Annotated in this window: 24 protein-coding genes; 9 read left to right on the plus strand and 15 right to left on the minus strand. The window is 70.2% G+C overall.

The features are described from left to right. Positions 1-79 precede the first annotated feature (79 nt). On the minus strand, positions 80-418 hold the full coding sequence (locus tag IF188_RS13185) for a helix-turn-helix domain-containing protein (protein ID WP_191172256.1): 339 nt from the start codon (positions 416-418) through the stop codon (positions 80-82). Between the two features lie 120 nt (positions 419-538). Further along, positions 539-1,462, minus strand: coding sequence for a Bax inhibitor-1/YccA family protein (locus tag IF188_RS13190; protein WP_191172257.1), 924 nt, complete (start codon positions 1,460-1,462; stop codon positions 539-541). Positions 1,463-1,617: 155 nt separating this feature from the next. Between IF188_RS13190 and IF188_RS13195 the strand changes: the two genes are divergently transcribed. Next, a complete protein-coding gene (locus IF188_RS13195; protein WP_191172258.1) occupies positions 1,618-2,628 on the plus strand; it encodes a glycerophosphodiester phosphodiesterase family protein in 1,011 nt (336 codons plus the stop codon). 17 nt (positions 2,629-2,645) lie between these two features. Here IF188_RS13195 and IF188_RS13200 read toward each other — a convergent pair whose 3' ends face one another. The 4 genes from IF188_RS13200 to IF188_RS13215 are packed head-to-tail and all read right to left on the minus strand — an operon-like array spanning position 2,646 to position 6,476. Next, positions 2,646-4,115, minus strand: a complete 1,470-nt coding sequence (locus IF188_RS13200) for a sodium/solute symporter (RefSeq protein ID WP_191172260.1) — start codon at positions 4,113-4,115, stop codon at positions 2,646-2,648. Next, the gene (locus tag IF188_RS13205) at positions 4,112-4,516 is read right to left on the minus strand and encodes a DUF485 domain-containing protein (protein WP_191172261.1); all 405 of its coding nucleotides are present in this window, start codon (positions 4,514-4,516) and stop codon (positions 4,112-4,114) included. Before IF188_RS13205 ends, IF188_RS13200 begins: the two co-directional genes overlap by 4 nt. Further along, positions 4,513-5,247 carry a LytR/AlgR family response regulator transcription factor gene (locus IF188_RS13210; RefSeq protein WP_191172263.1) on the minus strand — a complete coding sequence of 245 codons (735 nt, stop codon included), beginning with the start codon at positions 5,245-5,247 and terminating at the stop codon, positions 4,513-4,515. The genes IF188_RS13205 and IF188_RS13210 overlap by 4 nt, the downstream gene beginning before the upstream one ends. Beyond that, on the minus strand, positions 5,244-6,476 hold the full coding sequence (locus IF188_RS13215) for a sensor histidine kinase (protein ID WP_191172264.1): 1,233 nt from the start codon (positions 6,474-6,476) through the stop codon (positions 5,244-5,246). The genes IF188_RS13210 and IF188_RS13215 overlap by 4 nt, the downstream gene beginning before the upstream one ends. A 169-nt stretch (positions 6,477-6,645) precedes the next feature. On the opposite strand from IF188_RS13215, the gene IF188_RS13220 reads away from it, so the two are divergent. Together IF188_RS13220 and IF188_RS13225 are read left to right on the plus strand one after the other, a co-directional pair. Beyond that, complete coding sequence (locus IF188_RS13220; RefSeq protein WP_191172266.1) at positions 6,646-7,014, plus strand: DUF485 domain-containing protein; 369 nt, start codon at positions 6,646-6,648, stop codon at positions 7,012-7,014. Beyond that, positions 7,011-8,636: a solute symporter family protein gene (locus tag IF188_RS13225; protein ID WP_191172268.1), complete on the plus strand. Its 1,626-nt coding sequence runs from the start codon at positions 7,011-7,013 to the stop codon at positions 8,634-8,636. The genes IF188_RS13220 and IF188_RS13225 overlap by 4 nt, the downstream gene beginning before the upstream one ends. Positions 8,637-8,903: 267 nt before the next feature. On the opposite strand, the gene IF188_RS13230 is transcribed toward IF188_RS13225, so the two are convergent. Both IF188_RS13230 and IF188_RS20670 read right to left on the minus strand, forming a co-directional pair. Then, positions 8,904-9,680, minus strand: a complete 777-nt coding sequence (locus IF188_RS13230; protein ID WP_191172270.1) for an alpha/beta fold hydrolase — start codon at positions 9,678-9,680, stop codon at positions 8,904-8,906. Positions 9,681-9,712: 32 nt separating this feature from the next. Continuing rightward, positions 9,713-9,856 (minus strand): hypothetical protein, encoded by a 144-nt coding sequence (locus IF188_RS20670; protein WP_396652786.1) that lies wholly within the window; start codon positions 9,854-9,856, stop codon positions 9,713-9,715. Between the two features lie 157 nt (positions 9,857-10,013). Here IF188_RS20670 and IF188_RS20675 point away from each other — a divergent pair, with 157 nt between their 5' ends. Then, entirely contained in the window at positions 10,014-10,289 is a 276-nt protein-coding gene (locus tag IF188_RS20675) for an alpha/beta fold hydrolase (RefSeq protein ID WP_396652789.1), read from the plus strand. A gap of 79 nt (positions 10,290-10,368) precedes the next feature. On the opposite strand, the gene IF188_RS13245 is transcribed toward IF188_RS20675, so the two are convergent. Beyond that, complete coding sequence (locus IF188_RS13245; RefSeq protein WP_191172272.1) at positions 10,369-11,010, minus strand: hypothetical protein; 642 nt, start codon at positions 11,008-11,010, stop codon at positions 10,369-10,371. Positions 11,011-11,190: 180 nt separating this feature from the next. Here IF188_RS13245 and IF188_RS13250 point away from each other — a divergent pair, with 180 nt between their 5' ends. The 4 genes from IF188_RS13250 (at position 11,191) to IF188_RS13265 (ending at position 15,814) form a co-directional block, all read left to right on the plus strand. Continuing rightward, the gene (locus IF188_RS13250) at positions 11,191-13,815 is read left to right on the plus strand and encodes a S8 family peptidase (protein WP_191172273.1); all 2,625 of its coding nucleotides are present in this window, start codon (positions 11,191-11,193) and stop codon (positions 13,813-13,815) included. Between the two features lie 328 nt (positions 13,816-14,143). Next, on the plus strand, positions 14,144-14,308 hold the full coding sequence (locus tag IF188_RS13255) for a hypothetical protein (RefSeq protein ID WP_191172339.1): 165 nt from the start codon (positions 14,144-14,146) through the stop codon (positions 14,306-14,308). Between the two features lie 82 nt (positions 14,309-14,390). Continuing rightward, positions 14,391-14,705: a TraR/DksA family transcriptional regulator gene (locus IF188_RS13260; RefSeq protein ID WP_191172275.1), complete on the plus strand. Its 315-nt coding sequence runs from the start codon at positions 14,391-14,393 to the stop codon at positions 14,703-14,705. Between the two features lie 83 nt (positions 14,706-14,788). Beyond that, positions 14,789-15,814 (plus strand): NADPH:quinone reductase, encoded by a 1,026-nt coding sequence (locus tag IF188_RS13265; RefSeq protein WP_191172277.1) that lies wholly within the window; start codon positions 14,789-14,791, stop codon positions 15,812-15,814. Between the two features lie 17 nt (positions 15,815-15,831). Here IF188_RS13265 and IF188_RS13270 read toward each other — a convergent pair whose 3' ends face one another. The 3 genes from IF188_RS13270 to IF188_RS13280 form a co-directional block, all read right to left on the minus strand. Further along, positions 15,832-16,038, minus strand: a complete 207-nt coding sequence (locus IF188_RS13270; RefSeq protein ID WP_396652787.1) for a hypothetical protein — start codon at positions 16,036-16,038, stop codon at positions 15,832-15,834. A gap of 69 nt (positions 16,039-16,107) precedes the next feature. After that, the gene (locus tag IF188_RS13275) at positions 16,108-17,391 is read right to left on the minus strand and encodes an MFS transporter (RefSeq protein WP_396652788.1); all 1,284 of its coding nucleotides are present in this window, start codon (positions 17,389-17,391) and stop codon (positions 16,108-16,110) included. Positions 17,392-17,477: 86 nt separating this feature from the next. Beyond that, complete coding sequence (locus IF188_RS13280) at positions 17,478-18,908, minus strand: MDR family MFS transporter (protein WP_191172278.1); 1,431 nt, start codon at positions 18,906-18,908, stop codon at positions 17,478-17,480. A 73-nt stretch (positions 18,909-18,981) separates the two neighbouring features. Between IF188_RS13280 and IF188_RS13285 the strand changes: the two genes are divergently transcribed. After that, the gene (locus IF188_RS13285; RefSeq protein WP_191172279.1) at positions 18,982-19,581 is read left to right on the plus strand and encodes a TetR/AcrR family transcriptional regulator; all 600 of its coding nucleotides are present in this window, start codon (positions 18,982-18,984) and stop codon (positions 19,579-19,581) included. 464 nt (positions 19,582-20,045) lie between these two features. On the opposite strand, the gene IF188_RS13290 is transcribed toward IF188_RS13285, so the two are convergent. The 3 genes from IF188_RS13290 to IF188_RS13300 form a co-directional block, all read right to left on the minus strand. Beyond that, positions 20,046-20,843 carry an SDR family NAD(P)-dependent oxidoreductase gene (locus IF188_RS13290; protein WP_191172280.1) on the minus strand — a complete coding sequence of 266 codons (798 nt, stop codon included), beginning with the start codon at positions 20,841-20,843 and terminating at the stop codon, positions 20,046-20,048. Further along, positions 20,840-21,790, minus strand: a complete 951-nt coding sequence (locus tag IF188_RS13295) for an aldo/keto reductase (RefSeq protein WP_191172281.1) — start codon at positions 21,788-21,790, stop codon at positions 20,840-20,842. The genes IF188_RS13290 and IF188_RS13295 overlap by 4 nt, the downstream gene beginning before the upstream one ends. Before the next feature lie 70 nt (positions 21,791-21,860). Next, positions 21,861-24,449 (minus strand): exo-alpha-sialidase, encoded by a 2,589-nt coding sequence (locus IF188_RS13300; RefSeq protein WP_191172282.1) that lies wholly within the window; start codon positions 24,447-24,449, stop codon positions 21,861-21,863. Between the last annotated feature and the right edge of the window lie 10 nt (positions 24,450-24,459).

Here is a 24,459-nt window from a genome sequence, read left to right on the forward strand (position 1 = left end):
CATAAAGTGACTGCGGAACAGATGAGGACTCCGGATGCAGCGGCAGCGGCGTCCGTCGGCCCGATGCAGGCTGCGCAGATCAGGCGGCGAGGGCGAATGCAGCCCGGCAGCCGACGGCGGCGCGCTCGGTCTCGCGAGACCGCAGGTCGTCGGCGACAGCGGCCGTGAGCTCGATGAGCGTCACGTCCAGCGCGCCGGCGACGGCGGCGATCATCTCGCTCGAGGGCTCTTTGAGGCCTCGCTCCATCTCAGAGAGGTACTGCGGCGAGACGCCCGCCCGGTCTGCGGTGTCGGCGAGCCGTTCGCCGCGCTCGTGCCGCAGGCGTCGCAGCTGCTCGCCGAGGGCGTCGCGCCAGAGCGGCTCGACATCATGCGGGGTGGGGCGGGGCGAACGCGGCAGCGGGATGATCTCGGCCATGGCGTCACGATAGAACGGGATGCCGCCGCCCGGCGAGCCGTTCCGCCCACAGCAGAACGGCCACAGCCCAACGCGAAGAGGCCGCCCGGATGACCGGGCGGCCTCTTCAGGAACGAGGCGTCAGTTGTTGCCGCGAGCGATCGCGAGGATGCGCAGGATCTCGACGTACAGCCACACGACGGTGACCATGATGCCGAAGCCGCCGAGCCAGCCGTACTGGCGCGGGGCGCCGTTGCGCACACCCTGCTGGATGTTGTCGAAGTCGAGCACCAGCGAGTACGCGGCCATGATGACGACGAAGATGCCGATCAGGACGCCCCACGGAATGCCGAACAGCGGGCTCTGGTTGCTCAGCATGCCGAAGGCGCCGCCGGCGATCGGCACGTTGAAGATCATGAGGCCGATGTTGATGAGCGAGAACACCAGGTAGCCGAGCATCGCGATCAGGAAGATCTTGGTGGCGCGCTTGGACGCGCGCACCTTGCCGCTGGCGAACAGGGCGAGGGTCACACCGACGACCGCGAGCGTCGCGAGCGTCGCCTGCAGGACGATGCCGTGGTAGATGAACTCGAAGAACGCCGAGATGCCGCCGACGAACAGGCCCTCGAACGCGGCATACGCGAAGATCAGGGCGGGGCGGATCTTCTTGCGCGACGTGAAGATGACGACCATCGACAGGACGAAGCCGCCGAGTGCGCCGATGATCCACGGCAGCGCGTTGATCTGCGGGTTCGCCGCGGTCACGCCCGCCATCGTCCAGATCCAGCCGGCGACCGCACCGATCAGAAGGACGGCGAACAGACCGACCGTCTTCCAGATGGTGTCTTCGTACGACATGCGGCCGGTCTCGACAGCACCGGCCGACGGGGCGGCGTACATGCCCTCGAGCTGCGCCTGGCTTGCGGCATCCACACCCGCATGCTGCGCGGTGGCGTACTGCGTGGGCGCGCCCAGGTTCGCTGCCTGCGCACCCCCCGGGTAGGTCTTGACGGCCTTCGGGTCCTGGAAGGCCGGGTTGTTGAACGCGGGGTTGTTGAGGGCCACTGCTCTCACACTCCAATGTCAAGGGAATCCCAGCACGGTGCTGTTGATCAACACTAACCGAACAGGGGCGTCCGGGGTCGGGCGGGCCCTGTGAGAGGACTATGAACGGATGCCGGCGGCCGCGGTCCCGCCGGCCCTCGGGCTAGCCTGGTGCGATGCCGCGCCGGACCCCGCTCGTCATCGGTCATCGCGGAGCGCCCGGGTATCGCCCCGAGCACTCCCGCTCGTCGTACGCCCTCGCGTTCGAGCTGGGGGTGGACGCGGTCGAGCCGGATGTCGTGGTCTCGCGCGACGGCGTGCTGATCGTGCGCCACGAGAACGAGATCTCGGGCACCACCGACGTCGCCGAGCGCCCCGAGTTCGCCGATCGGCGCACCACGAAGACCGTGGACGGCAACGCGCTGACCGGCTGGTTCACCGAGGACTTCACCTGGGACGAGCTGTCGACGCTGCACTGCCGCGAGCGGATCGCCGACCTGCGGCCTTCGAGTGCGACCTTCGACGGCGAGCAGACCGTGCTGCGCCTGCGCGACGTGCTCGATGCCGCACGGACCGCGTCGCTGGCGCAGGGCCGCGAGATCGGCGTCGTGCTCGAGATCAAGCACGCCACGTACTTCGCCTCGCTCGGCTGGGACGTCGCCGCCCTCGTCGAGGCCGAACTGCGCGAGGCGGGCTGGGGTGCGGGGCAGTGGCCGCTCGTCGTCGAGTCCTTCGAGTCGACGGTGCTGCTCGCGCTCAAGGAGCGCGGCGTCCCCGCCTCGTACGTGTACCTGCTCGAGGCGGCGGGGCGTCCGTTCGATCTCGTGACCGCGCAGGGCAAGGGGGCGCCGACCTACCCCTCGCTCGCGACGCCCGCGGGCTTGGACGCGCTGGTCGGCAAGGTCGACGGCATCAGCGTCGACAAGCGCATGATCCTCGCTCCTGACCGGCTGGGGCGCACCGGCGGACCGTCGGCGATCGTCGCCGACGCCCACGAGCGCGGCCTGCGGGTCTTCACGTGGACGTGCCGGCCCGAGAACCGCTTCCTGATCGCGCAGTTCCGCGGCTCGGGCGGCCCGTCGGCGTTCGGCGACTGGGAGGGCGAGTGGGGCGTCATCCGGGATGCCGGCATCGACGGCGTCTTCGTCGACCACCCGGATCTCGGGGTCGGGTTCTTCCGCCGCTGAGCCCGCGGCCGGAGCCGTCACGCCTCGGGGGTGTGCAGGCGCGCCAGGAAGGCGTCGGCTCCCCGCGGGGTGCCGCGACGATCGGTGCGCGAGACGACGACGATCACGGCGACCGCGATCGGGACGGTCCAGGCGGCCGGCTGTTCGAGCAGCGGACGGATGCCGGGCGCCCAGGCCGCCGGCATCCCTCCGCCGAAGATCGCCGCCGCAGACAGCGAGCCGCCGACGAGCATGCCGGCAACCGCACCCCGTGCCGTGAGACCGCGCCACCAGATGCCCAGCAGCAGCACGGGGCACAGCGTCGAGGCCGTGAACGCGAAGACGAGGCCGACGCTGCCGGCGAGCCCCGACGACTCCGTGGCGAGCGCGACGACGAGCGGCACGATCGTCGCCAGCACGGCGGCGATGCGGAAGCCGCGCACGCTGCCCCCGAGCATGTCCTGGCTGATGACGCCCGCGAGCGAGACGACGAGGCCCGACGTCGTCGACAGGAACGCCGCGAACGCCCCGGCGATGACGAGCGCCGTCAGCAGCACGCCGGCGGGGCCGGGCACGAGCCGCCCCGGCAGCATCAGGACGAGTGCGTCGGCCTGCCCGCTCTCGGCGAGGTCGGGCGCGAACACGCGGCCGAGCAGCCCGAACACCGTCGGGAAGCAGTAGAACGCCGACAGCAGCGCCAGCACGATGACCGTCGTGCGCCGGGCGGCGACACCGTCGGGGCTCGTGTAGAAGCGCACCAGCACGTGCGGCAGACCGAGGGTCCCGAGCAGCAGGGCGACCATGAGCGACACGGTGCGATAGACGTCGAGTCCCGCCGGTCCCGCCTCGACGGGGAAGGGATCGATGGATGCCGCGTGCGCGACGATCCCAGGCACGCCTCCTGCCACGACGATCAGGATGACCACGGCGGGCACCGCGAGCGCGGTGAGCTTCAGCCAGAACTGGAAGGCCTGCACGAACGTGATCGACCGCATGCCGCCGGCCATCACGACCGCCGCGACGATGACCGCGACGGCGAGCGAGCCCGCCCAGGCCGGCATGCCGGTCGTGATCCGCACCGTGAGCGCCGCGCCCTGCAGCTGCGGCACGATGTAGAACCAGCCGATGACGATCACGAGGACGCTCGTGACGCGGCGCACGCCGGTCGATTCGAGACGCGCCTGCGTGAAATCGGGGATCGTGTACGCGCCCGAGCGGCGCAGCGGCGCGGCGACGAACAGCAGCAGCATCAGGTAGCCCGCGGTGTAGCCGATCGGGAACCACAGGCCCGGCGACCCCGTGAGCAGAACGAGCCCGGCGACCCCGAGGAACGACGCCGCCGACAGGTATTCGCCGCCGATGGCGGACGCGTTCCACCATGGCCGCACCGTGCGGCTTGCGACGTAGAAGTCGCTCGTGGTGCGCGAGACGCGCAGACCGTAGAAGCCGATCAGCGTGGATGCCGCCGCGACCGCGGCGATGCTCACATAGCCGACCCACGGGTTCATTCGTCCACCGTCAGCGCGCGGTAGCGGGCCTCGTTGCGTGCCGCCGCGCGCACGTAGAGCACGGCGACGGTGATGGCGAGCGGATAGAGCCCGAACCCGAGCAGGAGCCAGGACGCCGGCACTCCGAACACGACGGCGGCGCTGAGATCCGGCACCAGCGCCAGGATCAGCACGAAGGCGACAGTCGCGACGACGAAGCCCGTCGCTGCGACGATGCCCAGGCGCAGCTGCGAGCGGATGAGCGAGCGCACGTACACGGCGGCGGGCTCGGTCGCCCGTTCGCCCGGCGCCGGGGAGCGCAGGTCGAACGCGGGGCGCGCCGGCGTCCCGAGGCCCGCGGCCGTGATGCGCACGCGCTGCGGGCGGTCGGGCGCGGCCTGTTCGCTGCGGTCGTCGGTCACGACTCGGCCCGCACCGTCGACTGCGCGAGCCGGTCGCGCAGGCCGGGCAGCATCCGCCGGCTGACGGGCAGCGCCGCATCGCCGACGAGCACCGTGGGGTGCTCCGAGCCGAGGCGGATCTGCGCGACGTGCGCCAGGGCGACGAGGTACGAGCGGTGCACGCGGACGAAGCCCGCGTCCGCCCATTGGCGCTCCAGGTCCGAGATCGGCACGCGCACCAGGAACCCGCCCTCGGCGGTGCACAGCCGTGTGTAGTCGCCCTGCGCCTGCACGTAGCGGACGTCGTCGCGGCGGATCATCCGCGTCGTGCCGCCGAGCGTCACGGCGATGAGCTCGGGCGCCGGCGGAGCGGAGGCCTCCGGCGTCTGGCGGAGGGACTCCACCACGCGCGCGATGGATCGCTCCAGCCGTACGCCCCGAACGGGCTTGAGCAGGTAGTCGACCGCTTCGAGGTCGAACGCCTCGAGGGCGCCGTCCTCGTCGGCGGTGACGAAGACGAGGGCGGGACGGTGCTCGAACCGCTGCAGCGCCCGCGCGAGATCGAACCCCGACAGCCCCGGCATGTGGATGTCGAGGAACACCGCGTCGATGCGCTCGCGGGTGAGCAGGCGGATCGCGTCGGCCCCCGTCGAGACCTGGTGCACCCGGCCGATCCGCGCGTCCTGCTCGAGCAGGTACGCGAGAGCGGCGAGGGCCGGCTCTTCGTCGTCGGCGATGAGGACGTCGATCATGCGTCGGCGCTCGCAGGGATGGGGCCCGTCGTCGAGGCGGCCTTGGGCAGGGCCTTGGGGATCCGCATGCGCACCAGGGTTCCGGCGCCGATCTGCGTCTCGACGACCAGGCCGTTCTCGTCGCCGTACACCTGACGCAGCCGCGCGTCGACGTTGCGCAGGCCGACGTTGTCGCGCGGCCGCGCAGCGCCGGCGCCTGCGCCGAGCGGTCCCGGTGCGAGCACCTCGCGTATCTGCTCCGGGTCGAAGCCGACGCCGTCGTCCTCGACCGTGATCTCGGCGAACGCGCCGGAGTCGGACGCCTCGATCGTGATGCGGCCGCCGCCCTCCTTCGCCTCCAGCCCGTGTCGCACCGCGTTCTCGACGAGCGGCTGGATCGACAGGAACGGGATGACGGTGCCGAGCACCTCGGGCGCGATCTGCAGGGTCACCTGCAGCCGGTCGCCGAAGCGTGCGCGCTCCAGGCGCAGGTAGCTGTCGATCGAGTGCAGCTCTTCGGCGATCGTCGTGAACTCGCCGTGCCGGCGGAACGAGTACCGCGTGAAGTCGGCGAACTCCAGGACGAGCTCCCGCGCACGCTGCGGGTCGGTGAGGATGAACGACGCGATCGCGTTCAGAGCGTTGTAGATGAAGTGCGGGCTGATCTGGGCGCGCAGCGCCCTCACCTCGGCCTCCGCGAGTGCCGTGCGGGAGGCATCCAGTTCTCCGAGCTCGATCTGGGCGGCGACCCAGTCCGCGACCTCGGCCGTCGCGCGCACCAGGCCCGCACGCACGGGGCTGGAGAACGCGACGATCGCCCCAGCCGGGCGCTTGCCGATGACGATCGGAGCGGCCACGGCGTCGACGTCGGCGGCGAGCCCGACGCCGCGGCGCACCTGCGCCTTGCCCGCGGCCTGCACGGCGGCGGCGAGCTCGGCGGCGACCTCGCGCAGTCGCTCGTCGCCGTCGAGCGCGACGACGCCGTGCGGATCCACGATGGCGAACGTGTCGCAGCCGAGGAGCGACTTCAGATGCCTGCCGGCCTTCAGCGCGTCCTGCTCGCTGACGCCGCCTCGCAGGTGCTTCGCCGCGCGGGCGGCCAAATGCAGCGTCTGGTATGTCGCCTGCTCGGCGTCGGTGCCGAGCTCGCGCGACGACACCAGCACGCGCCGCAGAAGGACGACGAGACCCACCGCGGCGGCCCCGGCGACGGCGCCGGCGCCCGCGAACAGCAGCAGCGGATCGGGCATTCTCAGGCCAGCGTAATCCGTCGCCCGTCGCGGTCGGGCTCCGTTCGTCGCACGATCGGCGCCGTTCGGCGACGACGAGTGGCGCCGCCCGCCCGCGGGGTCCCGGACGCGGGAGCATCGTCACGCGCAGCGCGTGCTGCGAGTTCCATCCCCCTTCGAAGGAGAAGCCATGGGCAACGACGCCCCGGGCGCGGCGACGACACCTGACGTCGACTACCGCGCGGTACAGCAATCCGAACCGTTCGTGCAGCTGAAGAAGCGCCATCGCAGCTTCGTGTTCCCCGTGCTGGCAGCCTGCCTCGTCTGGTATTTCGCGTACGTGCTGCTGGCCATGTACGCACACGACTTCATGTCGACGCCGGTGTTCGGGCACGTCAACGTGGCGATGCTGCTGGGCTTCGCGCAGATCGTCACCACGTTCGCCGTCACGACCTGGTACGTGAGCTTCGCCAACCGCCGTCTCGACCCGATCGCGAGCGAGATCCGCGAATCCGTCTCCGTCGACCCCGCTTCGACCCCTGAGGAGGTCTCGCGATGAGCATCGTCATCGCGGCGGAAGCCGCCCCCGTCTCGTCGCCGGGAAACCCCTGGCTCAACATCGGCATCTTCGCGCTGTTCGTCGCGATCACGATGGTGATCGTCTTCCGCGCGAGCCGCAACAACAAGACCGCCTCCGACTACTACGCGGCGGGCCGCTCGTTCACCGGCGGACAGAACGGCTCTGCGATCGCGGGCGACTACCTGTCGGCGGCGTCGTTCCTCGGCATCGTCGGCGCGATCGCGATCACGGGCTACGACGGCTTCATGTACTCGATCGGCTTCCTGGTGGCGTGGCTGGTCGCCCTGCTGCTCGTTGCCGAGCTGCTGCGCAACACCGGCCGGTTCACGATGGCCGACGTGCTGTCGTTCCGCCTCAAGCAGACGCCGGTGCGGGTCGCCGCGGCCATCACGACGCTCGTCGTGTGCTTCTTCTACCTGCTCGCGCAGATGGCCGGCGCGGGAGGCCTCGTCTCACTGCTGCTGGGCATCGGCGACACCCTCGGACAGTCGCTCGTCATCACGGTGGTCGGTGCGCTCATGATCCTCTATGTGCTCATCGGAGGCATGAAGGGCACCACGTGGGTGCAGATCATCAAGGCCGTGCTGCTCATCGCGGGCGCCGCCGTCATGACCGTGTGGGTGCTGGCGCTGAACGGCTTCGACCTGTCGGCGCTGCTCGACAAGGCCGCCGCCGTCGCCGAGAACCCCGCGATCCTCGACCCGGGCCTGAAGTACGGCGCCAGCGACATCACCAAGGTGGACTTCATCTCGCTGGGGCTGGCCCTCGTGCTCGGCACCGCGGCGCTGCCGCACGTGCTGATGCGCTTCTACACCGTTCCCACGGCCAAAGAGGCACGCAAGTCCGTCGTCTGGGCGATCTGGCTGATCGGCATCTTCTACGTCTTCACCCTGGTGCTCGGCTACGGCGCGGCTGCCCTCGTCGGCCCGGCCGTCATCGCCGCGGCGCCGGGCGGCGCGAATTCCGCGGCACCGCTGCTGGCGAACGCCCTCGGCGGGCCGCTGCTGCTCGGCCTGATCTCGGCGATCGCGTTCGCCACGATCCTCGCGGTGGTCGCCGGTCTCACCATCACCGCCGCGGCGTCGTTCGCGCACGACATCTACGCCTCGGTGGTCAAGAAGGGCAAGCCGGCCGCCGGCGCCGAGGTCAAGGTGGCACGTCGCACCGTCGTCGTGATCGGCGTCATCGCGATCATCGGCGGCATCGGGGCGAACGGTCAGAACGTCGCGTTCCTCGTGGCACTCGCGTTCGCGGTGGCGGCCTCGGCCAACCTGCCGACCATCGTGTACTCGCTGTACTGGAAGCGGTTCACGACCAAGGGTGCGCTGTGGAGCATGTACGGCGGGCTCGCCTCGGCGATCATCCTCATCGCGTTCTCGCCGGTGGTGTCGGGATCCGAGACGTCGATGCTCAAGACCGAGGCGATCGACTTCGCCTGGTTCCCGCTGTCGAACCCGGGCATCGTGTCGATCCCGCTCGCGTTCTTCCTCGGCTGGCTCGGCACGGTGCTCGACAAGGGCACCGAGGATCCGGCGAAGGAGGCCGAGATGGAGGTGCGGGCGCTCACGGGCATCGGAGCCGAGGGAGCCACCCAGCACTAGCGGAACGAGCGGCGCCGCCCCCGGGGGGAGGCGCGCCGCCGGCCACGCGGAGGACCGTCCGGCACGTCCGGGCGGTCCTCCACCGTGTGTCGCCGGAGTCTGGCGGAGCACCGCATGGGCGTCCCCGTCAGGCGTAGAAGCCGTCGCGCAGGTTGATCCCGTGCTCGACCCACGCCTTGAGCGCGGCAAGCATTCCCGTCCAGCCCTCGCAGTCGCCGCACGCGCGCTTGGCGCCCGCGGGCGAGGCCTGCCATGCGGACAGAGCCGCTAGCCGAGGCGCTCCGAGACGACACGGACCGTCGCCACCGGGTCGGGGCGGTGCATGACCGACTCGGGCACGATGACGAGCTCGGCGCCGGCCATCTCGTCGGCCAGACGGTCTGCGGCGGTGATGAGCATGGGGAACGTCTGTTCGCCGCGCAGGATGGTGACCGGAACAGGCACCGACAGCATCTCGGCGCTCGGCACCGACGAGGCGTTCACGAGGTTGGTGTCGTACACGGTCGACTGCGCCAGCGGCAGCACCGCGGCGAACTGATTGCTCTGGCGGAACGCCTCGACCATCTGTTCGGGCAGTCCCACGCCTTCGAGCTGGAAAGTCACGATCGCGTCGTCGGGCCGGCCCTCGTCCACGAAGCGCTGCAGACGCTCGGCGAGATCGGACGGCGGCTCATCGATGCCGAACCGCAGCGGTGGCTCGGAGAGGAACAGGGCGCCCGTGTCGACGCCGCGCGCGGCCGCGTACAGCGCGAGCACGGCGCCGGAGGAATGACCCAGCACCGCGGTCGTGCCGCCCACCGCGTCGATCACCGCGGCGAGGTCTTCGGCCTCGCGTTCCGGAGTGGACCCGGGCGCGTCGCCGCTGGAGCCGCGGGCGCGGCGATCATAGGCGACGCCGCGGAAGCCGGCGTCCGCGAGCGCCTGGGCGAGACCTGTGGCGTCGGAGGCCTGAGAGAGCGCGCCGTTCACGATGACGACGGCAGGCCCGTCGCCGAAGACCTCATAGGCGATGGGAGTGCCGTCCGCAGAGTCGGTGGTGTGCATGCCGTCAGCAAACCACGGGCCACCGACACGCGCTATCGGCGGACGGCTGTGACGAACCCTCCGCGCTGCTCGGGCGCGGAGTCGGTGCGGTCGCCCGTCACGAGCGGGCGGTCGTAGCGACGCTCGAGCTCGGCGACCGACACCTGGTCGACGGTCCAGCCGGCCGCGACGAGCACCGCGGCCGGGTCGGGCGGATCGGTGCGGGCGAGCAGTTCGTCGAAGGGGATGCCGGTGGCCTGGGCGAACGTGCGCAGACGCTCGCGGGTCTCGGGGGTGTCGGTCAGCGCCGGGGCGCGCTCGATGACGGCGCGCGAACCTGTCGCCGAGAGGTCGATGACGTCGTCGAGGAGCGCCGCCTGGATCGCGACGCAGCGCCCGGCATCCTTCGTCGCGAACGTGACGCCGTCCGGCCCGCCGGCGTGGAAGACGATCCCGAGCTGGGCGGTGCTCGGCACGGATGACCTGGTGATCCCGATCGACGTGCAGCGCCGCATGGCCGAACGCGCCGGCGCGACGATCACCGAGGTCGACGCGTCGCACGTGTCGATGGTGTCGCAGCCCGAGCCGACGCTCGCGGCGATCCGCGCGGCCGCGGCCACGATCGGCTGACGCGAACGTGAGCGGATCCCCGGGGATCGCGGTCGAGGCGCCGCGGACCCGGGGATCCGTCGTGTCAGGCGAAGGCGCGTCAGGCGAAGGCCTGCAGGGCGCGTCGGTAAGCGGCGCTGTCGGCGCGTGTCGTCGCGGTCATGAGCATCGCCGTGGGCGAGAGGCGCCGTTGGAACTCGCCGACGCACGGGATCGTCACGATCTTCGTGAGGCCTGCCTGCCATGCGGCGATGAGGTCGGCGAGGTCGCGGTGCTCGGGGCTGTCTACCAGGCGATGCCCGATACCGGACCGGTGCCGCTCGTCGCCGTGATCCCTCCACTCCCGGTACGAGTCGTCGTCGAACGCGTCATCTCCGAACTCGTCCCGCCACGACGGGCCGACGAGCTCCTGCAGCAGAGCCAGCCGCTCCGGCGAGCCGTTCGCGGTCGTCTGCAGCCGCCCCATCAGTTCTGCCGTATCGTCGCGCCCCGCGTGCGCGGCCGCGGCGCGCCACACGCGCGGCCACGTCTCTTGCCACCTCGCTCGGGTCGCCTCGTCGACGGGCGCGGCCGGCCCCGGTGTGTCCGTGAGCATCGGGGGAAGGTCGTCGTCGCCCTCGATGCGCAGCCCGTGCGCCTCCCGCACCCACAGCAGCTCCAGCAGGGTGTGCGGCCGATCCTCCACGGTGATGGCCATGTCGTGCGGCCACGGATTGCCGGGGATGGGGCTCGTCGATCGCATGCGCTCATCATGGCCGGTCAGACCGACATCGTGGATGCCGTCACGCCGGCGTGACGGCATCCACTCGTCTTTGCGTCCGGGGTATCACCTCGGGCTGACGACTCTCTTTGCGGGTGGTGGAAGTACCACCGGGTGCGGGGCCCGGAGTGCGCCGCACCGAGTGATGGGGGGAGAACCATCATGAAGTCCAGAGTCGTCTCGGTGCTCGCCGCCTGTGCGGTGGCGCTGGGGATGGTGGCCGTCGCGCCGCCTGCGTACGCGGCCCCGCCGGAGAGGGTGCGGGTCATCGTGCAGCTCGACCACAAGGCGTCGGGCGCCGACGTCGTGAAGGCCGTGGCCGGGGGAGCGACCAAGGTGAAGAAGACCTCGACCATGCCGTACGTGATCATGGAGGTGCCCGAGCCCGCGGTGAAGGGGCTGAAGCACAATCCGCACGTCGTCGGGGTCGTCGAGGACTTCGCCGACCCGCCCGCGCTGTCGAACGCGGTGCCGGTCGTGAACGGCGACGACGTGCAGGCGCTCGGCTTCACGGGCAGCGGTGCGACGGTCGCGATCCTTGACACGGGCATCGACGCCGATCACCCGTTCTTCGGCTCGCGCATTGTCGCGCAGCACTGCTTCTCGGATCCGACCGACGACGACGGCGACGGCGACGAGGCGAGCCTCTGCCCCGACGGCACGACCGAAGACACGTCGGCCGACATCGACAGCGACAACAACGCGAGCTGTGTCGATTCGGGCAGCAACATCTGCGACCACGGCACCCATGTCGCGGGCATCGCGGCGGGCCGTGCGGCCGACGACACCGCCGGGTCGCCTCCGGGCAACGGCATGGCACCGGGTGCGCAGATCATCGCCGTGCAGGTGTTCACGCGGGTCAACACGACCGCGGGATGCTCGCCGAACCCTGCCCCGTGCGTGCTGTCGTACGCGTCCGATCAGATCGAGGCGCTCGACTGGGTGCGCGGCCAGGCCGCGGCCAACCCGGGGTGGAACGTCGTGGCCAGCAACATGAGCCTCGGCGGCGGCAACAACGCCTCGGCGTGCGACGGCGACACCCGCAAGGCCGCGATCGACAGCAACCTCGCTGCCGGGATCGCCACGGTGATCGCGTCGGGCAACAGCTCGTTCCTCAACGCCGTGGGCGCGCCGGGCTGCATCTCGACCGCGTTCACCGTCGGCCGCACGAACAACGACGACACCACGACGAACTCGGGCAACCGCGGTCCACTGCTGGACGTCATGGCGCCGGGATCGTCGATCGTCTCGTCGATCGACGACGACGTGTACGGCTCCAAGAGCGGCACCTCGATGTCGACGCCGATGGTCACCGGCGCGCTCGCCGTGCTGCGGTCGGCGTATCCGGCGCGATCCGTCGCGAACCTGATGAGCGACATCACCTCGACCGGTGTGCCGATCACCTACACGACCAACGCGGCCGGGACGACGACGAACACCACGCCGCGCCTCGACCTGCTGGCGGCCCTGCAGGCGGCGAACGACCCGCCCGTGGTGACCGTCGACGACGCGTCGGTGACGGTCGACGAGGGTTCGCTCGCGACGAACACCGGTTCGGCGACGGATGCCGACGGCACGGTCACCTCGGTGACCGCGAGCATCGGCACCGTGACGCCGTCGGGAACGTCGTGGACGTGGTCGTACACGCCGCCGGACGGTCCTGCCGACACCACGGTCACGATCACCGCGACCGACGACAAGGGCGAGACGGCTCAGTCGACCTTCGACCTGCACGTCTCGAACGTGGCGCCCGCCGTGGTGGTGGATGCCGTCACGCCGGCGAACGAGAACAGCTCGGTGACCCTCACCGCGCACTTCTCCGACCCGGGTCTGGTCGACACGCACACTGCGAGCGTGGACTGGGGTGACGGAGTCGTGACCGCTGCCGCGGTGGTGGGGACGACGGTCTCGGCATCGCACGTGTACGGTGACGACGGCGCCTTCACCGCGACCCTGACCGTCACCGACAAGGACGGCGGTGCGGGCTCCGACACCGGTTCGGCGGTCGTGGCGAACGTCGCCCCGACGGCCGAGATCACCGGTCCGCCCACGACCTCGTGGAACGGGCAGGACATCGTGTTCGGCACCGAGGGCGTCCCGGTGGCGTTCGAAGCGCGGGGCACCGACCCGGGCAGCGACGACCTCGCCTTCGCCTGGGACTACGGCGACGGCGCGACCGCCGGTCACACCAGCCTGGTGAACCCGCCGGTGACCGATCCGGACCCGAGTCCCAGCATCCAGCCGAGGGATGTGGTGGATGCTGCACCCCACGCCTACGCGATGGCCTGTGCCGCGACGACCGGGGTGACCGTGTCGGACGACGACGCAGGTTCGGCGTCCGATGCCGTGCAGGTCGTGATCCTCGGCACCAGCACGGATGCCGGAACCCTCGGCGTCTGGCAGACCGACTACCGCGACAAGCGCTCGAACGTCCACACGACGGACGAGAAGCTGTGCCTGCTGTCGGTCGTGCGGGTGCTGAGCGCGGTGTTCGACGAGAAGGTGCCGCTGACGACGATCCCGCAGGGAGTGTCGGCGCTGTGGCCGAAGAACACCAAGAACCCGGCCGACCAGTTCGACGCGCACCTGCTGTCGCTGTGGCTGAACGTCGCCGACGGATCGATCGCCCTGGGCGACCCCGTCGACACGAACGGCGACGGTGTGGCGGACTCGACGGTCGGGGCTGTCATCCAGGCCGGTGAGGCGGCTCGGGTCGCTCCGGGCACGCCGGCGAGCGTGCTCACCTCGTTCAAGAACCTCTACGAGGCGATCAACGCCGCGGCGTGACCGTCGTTGCGAGGTGCGGAGGGTCCGGCCTGTGAGCCGGGCCCTCCGTCGTTCATCAACCGGACGCGCCCTTGCGTGGTTTGATGAACGCTCGTGTCTCCTGGCTCGCGCGCTTCTCGGCGCGCTTCTCCTTCAGTGACGATTGAGCGACCTTCTTGGCGCCCTTGGCTCGCGGTGATCTGTCCGACATGGATGACTCGCTTCCCCTGGTCGGCTGGCGGGTGAACCATCGACCATAGCCGGTTCCCCAGCGAAGTCAACTCCGCTCAGGTTTGGTGAAAATTTCCGCTGACTTGCCTTTTTCTAGAACCGGGCTATGGTGATGGCCATGATCACCCTGGCCCATCCGCACCGCGCAGAGCGTCTGTCCGACGCCTCCGTGGTGCCCGGTGCGGCCGAGCTCGCCGGTGCGCGCCACGAGGTGCTCCCGCCGCGGCGAGCCACCGCAGACGGAGCATTCCCGTGGGGTTCTTTCCGCGCCGAGCCTCCGTGAACCGGCGTCTCCCCGACCCGGTCCAACCGGACACACCTGGCGCGCCGCAGCTGCGGCGCGTTCTCGTATCCAAGGAGCAGATATGCCCAGCCCAACTGTTGACACCGTCGCCCTCGCCGACGCGCAGCGCGAACTCGAAAGGCAGCTCGAAGAGCGTCTGGCCGTGATCCAGGAGCTTGCGCCCTTCGCGCTGCCGAGCGTGGATCCGGTCACCTGCCAGACGGCGGCATCCCATCGCCTTGCGGTCGAGCAGATCACCGCGGCGCTGAACAGGATCGCTCAGGGCACCTACGGCCGCTGCAGCCGGTGCGGACGCCAGATCCCGCCCGCGCGGCTCGAGGTGCTGCCGCACGCCGACACCTGCATCGAATGTCAGAGCCATGCTGAAGCCGCGTAGTCGCAAGCCCGTCGAGATCCCTTCCTTGCCGCCCGTCGGGCGAGGTGGGAAGACTCGACCCGTTTCGGGCGTTGCCCTTTCGCATGCGCTCGATCGTGTACTCCCGCACCGGTACCTCGTCCGTCCTCTCGCTCGCGGAGCGTGAGCCCGCCGCTCCCGGTCCGGGGGAGGTGCGCGTGAGAGTCGCCGTGTCGGGGGTGAACCCGACCGACTGGAAGTCTCGTGCGGGCACCGCGAAGCCGGCATTCGACGAGGTCGTGCCCAACCAGGACGGCGCCGGTGTGATCGACGCCGTGGGTGAGGGGGTCACGCAGCTCGAAGTCGGAGACCGCGTGTGGCTGTATCTCGCGCAGCACCAGCGCCCGACCGGCACGGCGCAGGAGTACACGGTGGTCCCCGCCGAGCGGGCGGTGAAGCTGCCGGACGGCATCGGCTTCGATGTCGCGGCGAGCCTCGGGGTGCCGGCCATGACCGCTCATCGCGCGCTCACCGTGCACGAGTCCGGACCCGCGCGGCTCTCGCCGGGATCGCTCGACGGCCGCGTCGTGCTGGTGGCCGGGGGAGCGGGCGCTGTCGGCCACGCCGCGATCCAGCTCGCGGTCTGGGCGGGGGCGACCGTGATCGCCACGATCTCGAGCGACGAGAAGGCTGCGCTCGCGACCGCGGCAGGCGCGCACCATGTCGTGAACTACCGCGACGGTGACGCCGCCGCGCAGATCGCCGCGTTCGCGCCCGACGGAGTCGACCACATCGTCGAGGTGTCGCTCGTGCAGAACGCAGGCCTCGACGCGCAGGTGATCGCCAACCACGGTTCGATCGCGTACTACGCCGACAACGGCGACGACCAGGCATTGCTTCCGGTGCGGTCGACCTTCGCGAAGAACGTGCGCATCCAGGGGCTGCTGCTGTACACGGTGGGAGAGGCGGCGCTTGCCGCTGCTGTGGAAGACATCTCCGCCGCGCTGCGCGACGGTGCGCTCCCCGTCGGCGAGGCGGCCGGGCTGCCGCTGACGTGGTTCGCGCTGGAAGAGACCGCCGCCGCCCACGACGCCGTCGAGCAGGGCGCCGTCGGCAAGGTGCTCATCGACGTCACCGGCGACAACCGCTGACGCGGGTCGCGGGTGCGTCAGCCCGCCTTGCGCCGGCGCGCGACGACGATCGCGATCACGATCAGCACGACACCGGCGATGAGCACCATCGGCCCGATCGTCGCCCACAGCGGCGACCCGCTCATCGCCGATCCGCCGAGGACGTTGAGGCCCTGCAGGGTCCACACCGCGCCGACCAGCACCAGGAGGATGCCCAGCGCGAGCCACGGCCACATTCGCTTCATGGCGCGAACATACTCCCGGATGATGGATGCCGTCACGCCCCGGGTTCCGCCGGTCAGAACCGCCGCCGCTCAGGCCTCCGGCCCGCCCGTGACCTGCCGGGCGGTGTCGGCCGGTGCGCGCTGCGCCCGGCTCAGCAGGACGAACGGGACGGCGACGGCCGTGATCACGCCGCTCCAGATCATCGACGTGCCGTAGCCGCCGACATCAGCGGCGCGTCCCAGGGTGGGCTGGAAGACGACACCGCCGGCGGAGCCCATCAGCGAGTCGAACGACAGCACGGTCGCCCGCTGCTTCGACGGGATCATGTCGTTGAGGTAGGCGCGATGCACCGGGTCGTCGAGCGCCGACGCGATTCCCCACAGCGCCACCAGCGCGACGGCGACCCAGAAGTCACGAACGAGTCCGAGCCCGATCAGCACGGCAGCGCTCGCCACCGTGGCGAGCAGGATCACCGACGTGCGCCGGCGGAACAGCGCGCGCACCTTGGGGGCGAGCGCGCCGCCCACGATGGCCGCACCCGAGAGCAGGGCGGCCGCGAGACCGGCGATCGAGTACGCCTCCTCGTCGCCCCACAGCTCAAGCAGGTACGGCTGCAGCGCGTAGAACACATAGATGCCGACGCCCGCGGTGAAGGGGCTCGTGAGCATGAACCACCGCACCGGCGGGTCGCCGAGCCCGTACCGGATGGAGGCGCGCAGCACCGTCCGCGTGGCGCGCAGCGGACCCTCGCTGCGATCGGGCGTGAAGCCGAGGTCGTGCATGAGCAGGACCGCGACGATCACCATCAGCACGAAGATGCCGCCGCGAATGAGGAACGGCACGCCGAGGTCGGTGGCCTGCGCGATGACACCGCCGAGCACCGAGCCCGACAGCATCGCGATGCCGCCGACGATCTGCGCGCGGCCGAACACGGTCTCCAGGCTGCCTTCGTACCCCGTGGCCTTGAGAGCATCGACGAGCCACGCGTCGACCGCGCCCGAGAAGAAGGTGAACCCCAGCCCGAGCAGCACCGAGACCACCGCCCACGCCCAGAACGGGGAGTGCCAGAGCCACAGCATCCAATACAGAACCGTCGTCGTCGCGAGCGTGACCGTGCCGAGCAGGTAGGACGCGCGTCGTCCGACGGTGTCGGCGACGACGCCCGTCGGAATCTCGAAGACGAGCATGCCGGCGGTGAAGAACGCGTTCGCCGAGAACGCTTCGAGGTTCGTCAGTCCGGCATCGAGCAGGAACAGCGTGTTGATGCCCCAGATGAACGACGCCGCGACCGTGTTGCCGAGCATCAGCGCGTAGTACGTGCCCTGCACGCGCCGCGGCGTCGGCACCGAGCGCACGGCGTTGTTCCTCGACACGGCGGAACCGTCTCTTCCCGGCGGGAACGTCGACGACACCGCGACAGTAGCCCGGTGCGCCGCCGGCGTCTACGGCATCCGCTGTCTTATTTGAGGGTGGTGGATGCCGCCACCGCAGGTTGCTTGACGGTCGCGGGCAGTGCGAAGCAGACGCCGATCGCCACGACCGTGAAGCCGACCGCCCACCAGAACGCCACGTCGAACCCGGTCGCGAGGCCGGCGATACCGGTCGCGCCGCGCGTGGTGGCCTCGAGGATCACCGCGAGGATCGCCGTGCCGAACGCGCCGCCGATCTGCTGCGCGAGGCGTGTGATGATGCTGGCGTGCGGCACCTCGTCGCGTTCCAGACCGACGAACGCGACCGACATCACCGGGATCATGACGGCGCCCATGCCGAAGCCGCGCACGAGCAGCGTGATCATCAGCCAGATCTCGTTCGTCGTGCCGTCCGACAGCGCGAACGGGATCGTCGCGAGACCCATGACGATGAACCCCGCGATCGCCACCGCCCGCGCTCCGAGCGAGTCCGTCAGGCGGCCGGCGAGCGTGCGGCTGAGCAGCGCGCCGACGCCCTGCGGGATCAGCAGGAGCGCGGCGGTGAGCACGTCGGTGTCTCGCACGATCTGGAAGTACAGCGGCAGCAGCAGCATCGATCCGTACAGTGAGGCGCCCGAGAGGAAGAGAACGGCGGAGGATGCTGCCACCGGCCGCCGCCGGAGCAGTCCGACGTCGATGAGGGCGGTCTTCGGTCGTCGGACCTGCGTGAAGGCGAACGCCGCCATCAGGACGAGACCGGCGACGAGGGGGAGCCACACGTCGGCGCGGGCGAAGCCGCCGTCCTGGCTGACGTTCGAGAGGCCGTAGAGGACGCCGACGAGCGCCGGGGAGACGAGCACCAGCCCGACCCAGTCCAGCACGGGGCGGCCGCGCGGCGGGTCGTCGGGAAGGAACCGCCAGGCGAGCGCGAGGCCGATGAGGCAGAACGGGACGTTGATCCAGAAGATCCAGTGCCAGTCGAGCCAGTTGAGGATGAGGCCCCCCAGGACCGGGCCGAGGATGGGGCCGAGCGCGGCCGGGAGGCTGACCATCGCCATGAGGCGTCCGAGGCCGGCGCCGGCGGGAACCTGCTGGATCGCGAGGGTCGCCATCAGCGGCATCATGAGTCCGCCGCCGATGCCCTGGATCACGCGGAAGGTGATGAGGCTCGGGGCATCCCACGCGAGACTGCACGCGATCGAGGCGAGCAGGAAGATCGTGAGCGCGATCATCCAGAGCCGCTTGCCGCCCAGGCGCGCCTGCGCCCAGCCGACGATCGGGATGGCGACGCCGAGGGCGAGCAGGTAGGCCGTCGTGACCCACTGGATCGTGCTCACCGGGACGTTGAGGTCGGTGGCGAGCGTCGCCAGCGCGATGCTCATGATCGTGCTGTCGAAGATGACGGCGAGGCCGCCGGCGACGAGCACGAGCGCCGAGATGACGGCGCTGCGCGGCACGGCGGGTGCGGTGGTGGTGGTCATGCGGACTCCTCGAAATAAGATACAGATGTGTATCTTCGTGGCCGAGTGTACGCCGCTCGGATAAGATACACAAATGGATCTTGAGCAGCCGGCGAAGCGACGTCGAGGGCAGGAGCTCGAAGAGGCGATCCTCGCTGCCGGCTGGGGGCAGCTGGTCGACGGTGGCTATCACGCGTTCACGATCGACGCGGTCGCCGAGAAGGCCGAGACGAGTCGGTCGGTGATCTATCGCCGCTGGCCCGACCGCGATTCACTGCTCGACGCGACGCTCACGTACGGCCTGAACCGCGACCGCATGGACCCGCCCGACACGGGAAGCCTGCGCGGCGACATGATCGAGTCGCTGCGGCACTCGAACCTGTCACGCGCAGAGCTGGCGCCGCTGATGAGCGTGTTCATGGGCGCGTACTACGCCGACTCCGGCCGCACGTTCGCCGACGTGCGCGAGCGTGCACTGGGCGCACGGGCAGGGGGAGCGCTCGACACGATCCTCGCCCGGGCGGTGGAACGGGGCGAGGCCGACCCCGCGAAGCTGACGCGTCGAGTTCGGTCGGTCGCGGTGGACCTGTACCGGCACGATCTGCTGATGAACGCGGTGCCATTGTCGGACGAGGCGATCGTCGAGATCGTGGATGAGGTGTTCCTGCCGCTGGTGAGGCCTGACGCCCTATGACGCATGCTGCCCGGCGATGAACGGTTGCTCGGTAGCCACTCCTCGATGGATACGATGACACCGGGGTCGGTGGGCAGCACCTTGGGGGGCGAATCGGTTGACTTCACCGGTGGGCTGATCACGAACTTCTCGAAGCTCCAGTTGATGCGCCTGGCCTTGCCGTCGACGCCGTCGCTAACGCCACGGCTCGGGCGGCCAGAGCTGCGAGATCGATCGGGTCGGGGGCTTCTGCCAGACGCGAACCCACACCGAGTGTGGGTGTGTCCTATCGCACGTGCTCTCGTCCGGTCGCGGTGTCGGCCCCGCGGGCCGGGATGAGCGGCACGTCCGGGGCGAGGGCGCGATAGCCCGTATCGATGAGTGTGCGGTAGTGGTCGCGCAGCCTGCGGGCACCGTGCCCACGGCATCCGGCTCGAAGGCGGTCACTAACGCGCTTCCGGACTGCTGCCCTACTGCGTCTGGGCCTACCAGGCGGTCCAGCCGCCGTCGATCGGCAGCTGAATTCCGGTGACGAAGCTCGCTGAGGGCGAAGAGAGGAAGACGACCGCGCTGGCGATCTCGCTCGGGTTGCCTACTCGGCCAAGCGGGACACGGGAGGCGAGGCGTTCGACGAAGTGCGCCTGGGCTCCCTGCCCCTCAGGGTTGGGGAACGGGCCCGGGATGATGGCGTTGACCGTGATGCCGTGCTTCGCGAGGCGGACCGCTTGATAGCGAACCAGCTGGCCCACCCCGGCCTTGGCCATGCCGTACTCCACCGGGTTGATTGGGATTTCGGTGGGATAGTTCGACGGGTCTGGGCTCACGACGCCGTACATCGAGCCGAACTGGATGATCCGGCCGCCGTGGCCCGCCGGCAGGGAGAGCATCGCCCGCTCTGCCGCGCGGCCGAACCAGAAGGCTCCCTGGAGGGTGATCGCCAGCCCGGCGGTCAGGCCCGGGCCGTCGAGCTCCTCGTACGTTAAGCCGGAATGCGTCGCGCACAGGTTCACGGCGATATCGAGCCTGCCGTGCCGCTGCACGATGTCGGCGGCCCGTCGGTCCGGACCGTCGGGATCGGCCACATCGAGCTCGGCGGCTTCCGCGAGCAGTCCGTCGGCGACCAGACTGTCGGCGACGCGCTCGGCCTCGGCGAGCCTCCGGTCGGCGACAATCACGTGCGCGCCGTGCTCGGCGAGCGCCCGCGCGACCTCCGTGCCGAGCAGCCCGCCACCGCCGGCGACCCAGGCCACGCGATCTGTCAGATCGAAGCGATGGGGATTCATGTCGTCTCCTTCGACATCTGCGGCCAGAGGGCCGGGTTGATCAGGTTCGGCGATCCGCCAGGCAGGGCGCGGATCACCTGCTCGCATTCATCGCAGCTCAGGGGCGGCCTCGCGCACTCGTCCACAACGTCGGTCAATTGCTGCGCGGAGCGGATGCCGACGACGACGGCGTCGATCCACGGCTGGGCGAGCGCGTAGCCGATGCAGAGACCGGCGGGCATCCGGCCTGTCTCCGCCGAGAGGATCGAGAGAGCGACGGACACGGCGGTCGCCGTCGGCTCGGTTCCGTCCGGCCACATGCCTGGCTCCGGATGGAGCAGCAGCCCCTGCAGGAACACCGATCGCGCGACGATCGTGACGTCCGGCCGGGCCGCGAGCGCCGCCTGTACGTCGGGGCGCAGCCAGCGCCTGTCGAGCAGGTTGAAGGGGAGTTGGACGTGGCCGAGGTCGGGTACGGCCAGTGCGGCGATCAGTTCATCGGGGTCCGACGCGGAGACGCCCCACATCCCGATGAGGCCGCTCTCGTGTGCGGCACGCAACGTGCCGACGGCAGCGCCGTCGGCACGTGTGAGATCCTCCGCGCGGTGCAGCAGGACGACCTCGACGCGCTCCGCGCGCAACGCCGCCAGGGATTCTGCCAGGCTCAGACGAGTGGATGCCGCGACTCGGCCGGGTTCGTCGCCCGCGAGCGGTCGGATCTTGGTGACGATCGGCAGGTCACGCGCGACGCCGGCTTTGCGGGCCGCCCCGACGCTCGCCTCACTGTCGCCGTATGCGCGGGCGGTGTCGACCGCAGCGCAGCGCGACCCGACGGCCCTCGTGAGGATCTCTTGCACCTCGGACTCCGTCGGGGCTGGCCTGCCGCTGCGTCCGTAACTCTGACCGAGCTGGGCGGCGCCGACGACGAGGCGCGATGCCGGACGAGAAGCCCCACCGGCTCCGGCCATGATGCGTGTTCCGTTCTCTCTCGGCAGCGGGGCCAGCGGTGACGATGAACGCCGGGCCCGTCGAGTCCGCTCAGTGGATGACGGTGACCGTGAGGGGCGTGCTCTCGGTCGCGCCGGCCGCGTTGCGGAACTCCACCGTGTAGACGTACGTTCCCGGCTGCTTGCCGGTGACGTCGAACGTGGCGACTTGGGGCGAGGGGCTGGCGGCCGTGAGGTCGCCGGATGCGACATCGATCCCGTTCTCGCGGAATACGTAGGAGGTGGCATTCGTGCCCCACCAGAGGTTCGCGGTGACGGTGTACGTGCCGTCGCCGTCCTTGTTGGGCGCGCTGAGCACAGGGCGTGCCGGGTTCGCGTCCGAGACCTCGACGGTGACGGGAGTGAGCTTGGAGGATCCCTTCGAGTTGATGAGCTCCCCCGTGAACTCGTAGCGGCCGTTCGGCAGGCCGGTGACGTCGACGATCGCCTCCTGCGCCGACGGAGATCCGGGCTCGAGCTCCTTCACTGCCACGAGGTTGCCGTTCCGGTACAGACGCCAGAGGCTCGCGTTCTCGCCCCACCACAGGTGCATCGAGATCTGGAAGGTCCCGTCGCTGAGCCCGGTGTCCCACCCCTCGTTCGACTGGAGCACACCGGCCGCCGGCGGTGCCGACGCGTGGTCGTCAGGCCGGTAGTCGCTCGCGGACGTGAACACGGCCGTGAGCGTGCGCGCCGTCACGTTGTAGCCCAGCGTGATGAACTTCCCCGGCTCGATCTCGACGCTCGACGGGTTGCCCTGATCGCCATTGCCGGAATCGTAGATCGGCAGTGCATCCGCTGCGTAGCCGTCCCAATCGAAATCAGGGTTCTCGATGAGCACGCCCTGCGTCGGGCGCCCCGCCAGTTCGGGATTGCCGTACGTCAGAAGCACCTGGCCGGCCTGCGTGAGCAGCTGGTGGTGAGACTGAGCGGGCAGGTCGGTGACGACGGCTCCGGTCCACGTGTGTCCGTCGTCGAAGGATCTCGTGAGGTAGGCCCGGATCGGTGAGGATGTCGACCGGATCAGCGCGACGATCTCCCCCGACGGCAACACCGTGAGGTTCGGCTCCTGGAAGGCGATGCGCGTGTCCTGCGCGAGGACGACGGTGTGGGGGTCCCAGGTGAGCCCGCCGTCCGTGCTGCGCACGATCGCCGCATGCTCCGGGGTGCGGTCGGCCGTCCCGTAGATCGGCGCGAGCAGGTCGCCGTTCGCCAGCTCCACGATGGGTCCGTGGCTCGCCGCCCACCCCTCGGCGCGGCTACTCGCGCTGCTCAGGTCGTTCGAGACGAAGATCGGGTCCGACCAGGTTGCGCCGCCGTCTGTGGATCGCACGAGGAAGGGCTGCACGACGGTCGGCGCCGTCCAGTTGTAGTCGAAGTAGGTGAGCAGGATGGTGCCGTCCCGCAGTTGTACGAGCTTCGGGTCGCGCGCGTCGTCGGCGACATCCACCACGACGGTCGAGGTCGACCACGTCTCACCGTCGTCGCCCGACGTCGTGATCAGGATGTCGCCGCTGGGCGCCGTGTGCCCGGAGGCCTGATAGTACGCGACGAGCAGCCGTCCGTCCTCGAGCCTGATGACGTCGGGGAAGCGGATCTGCAGGTTCTGCGGTGCGGTCGCGACGGTCACCTCACGATGTGCCCGGACGGAGACATACTGCTCGACCGCCGAGGCGGTTCCGGCCGCATCTGTGACGACCGTGCGGAGAACTCCGCTGACCGTGTCGGGGAAGATGTACGTGATGGATGCCGTCACCCACCCGACGCCGTCGGGCGCGCTCAAGGTCACCGGAAGCTGCGAGCCCATCCAGGTTGTCACCACCGAATAGTCGGCGGCGTCCGCTCCCTCCGCGACGCGGAATCGCGCGATCGGAGCATCCACGACCTCGATGCCCTTCACGGCGCCGGTGAACAGCGGCTCGACAGGAACGCCGGCGAAGGCGTCGTCGGACAGCGTGCCCGCGACCGCCAGGTCGTCCACATAAAAGTCGACGCCCACTGCGGCCGTGCCGGCGGAGGCGAAGTAGACGTCCCCCATCGCGGTCGGTGCCGCGACTCGGACCGTCGTCTGGAAGCGCATCCCGTTCACGATGAGCTCGGCGTGGTCGAGCGTGGCATTGATGGTCACGTCTTGCCACACGCCGAGATCAGCCCCGCCGGGAACGGAGGCGAAAGTCACCCAGGCGGAGCCGTTGTAGGCCTGAACGCGCAGGTTCGGTCCGTCTTTGGCGAAGACGAAGCGCCACGCGCCGTTGCCGTTTCCTCCGGGCCCGGCCATGAGGGCGACGATCATGCTGTTCGCCAGCTGCGCGGGCGCGATCCTGAACGACACCGAGCGCTCGGTGGCCGTCGGGTACGTGCATTGGGTGCGCGTCTGAGCGGTCGTGGTCTGGTCGTTCAGACGCAGTGCCCGGTTCGACTCGGCGGCTCCGCCGAAGGAGGCGTCGGCGATCGTGACGTCGCCGACGCTCACGCAGCCTGTCGGCGGCGCGCCGAGTGTCTCCGTGTCGAAGCTGCGGACCAGCTCGGCTGCGGGTGCGGCGGCAGCGAGCGTCGCCGGTGCGGCTGCGAGCGCGAGGCCGATCGCGGCTGCCGCCGCGACGGTTCGCAGCCGCCAGGTGCGTGCGGTCTGGGGTTCCATCGACTGCTCC

Source organism: Microbacterium helvum (genome assembly GCF_014779795.1).
Taxonomy (GTDB): Bacteria; Actinomycetota; Actinomycetes; order Actinomycetales; family Microbacteriaceae; genus Microbacterium; species Microbacterium helvum.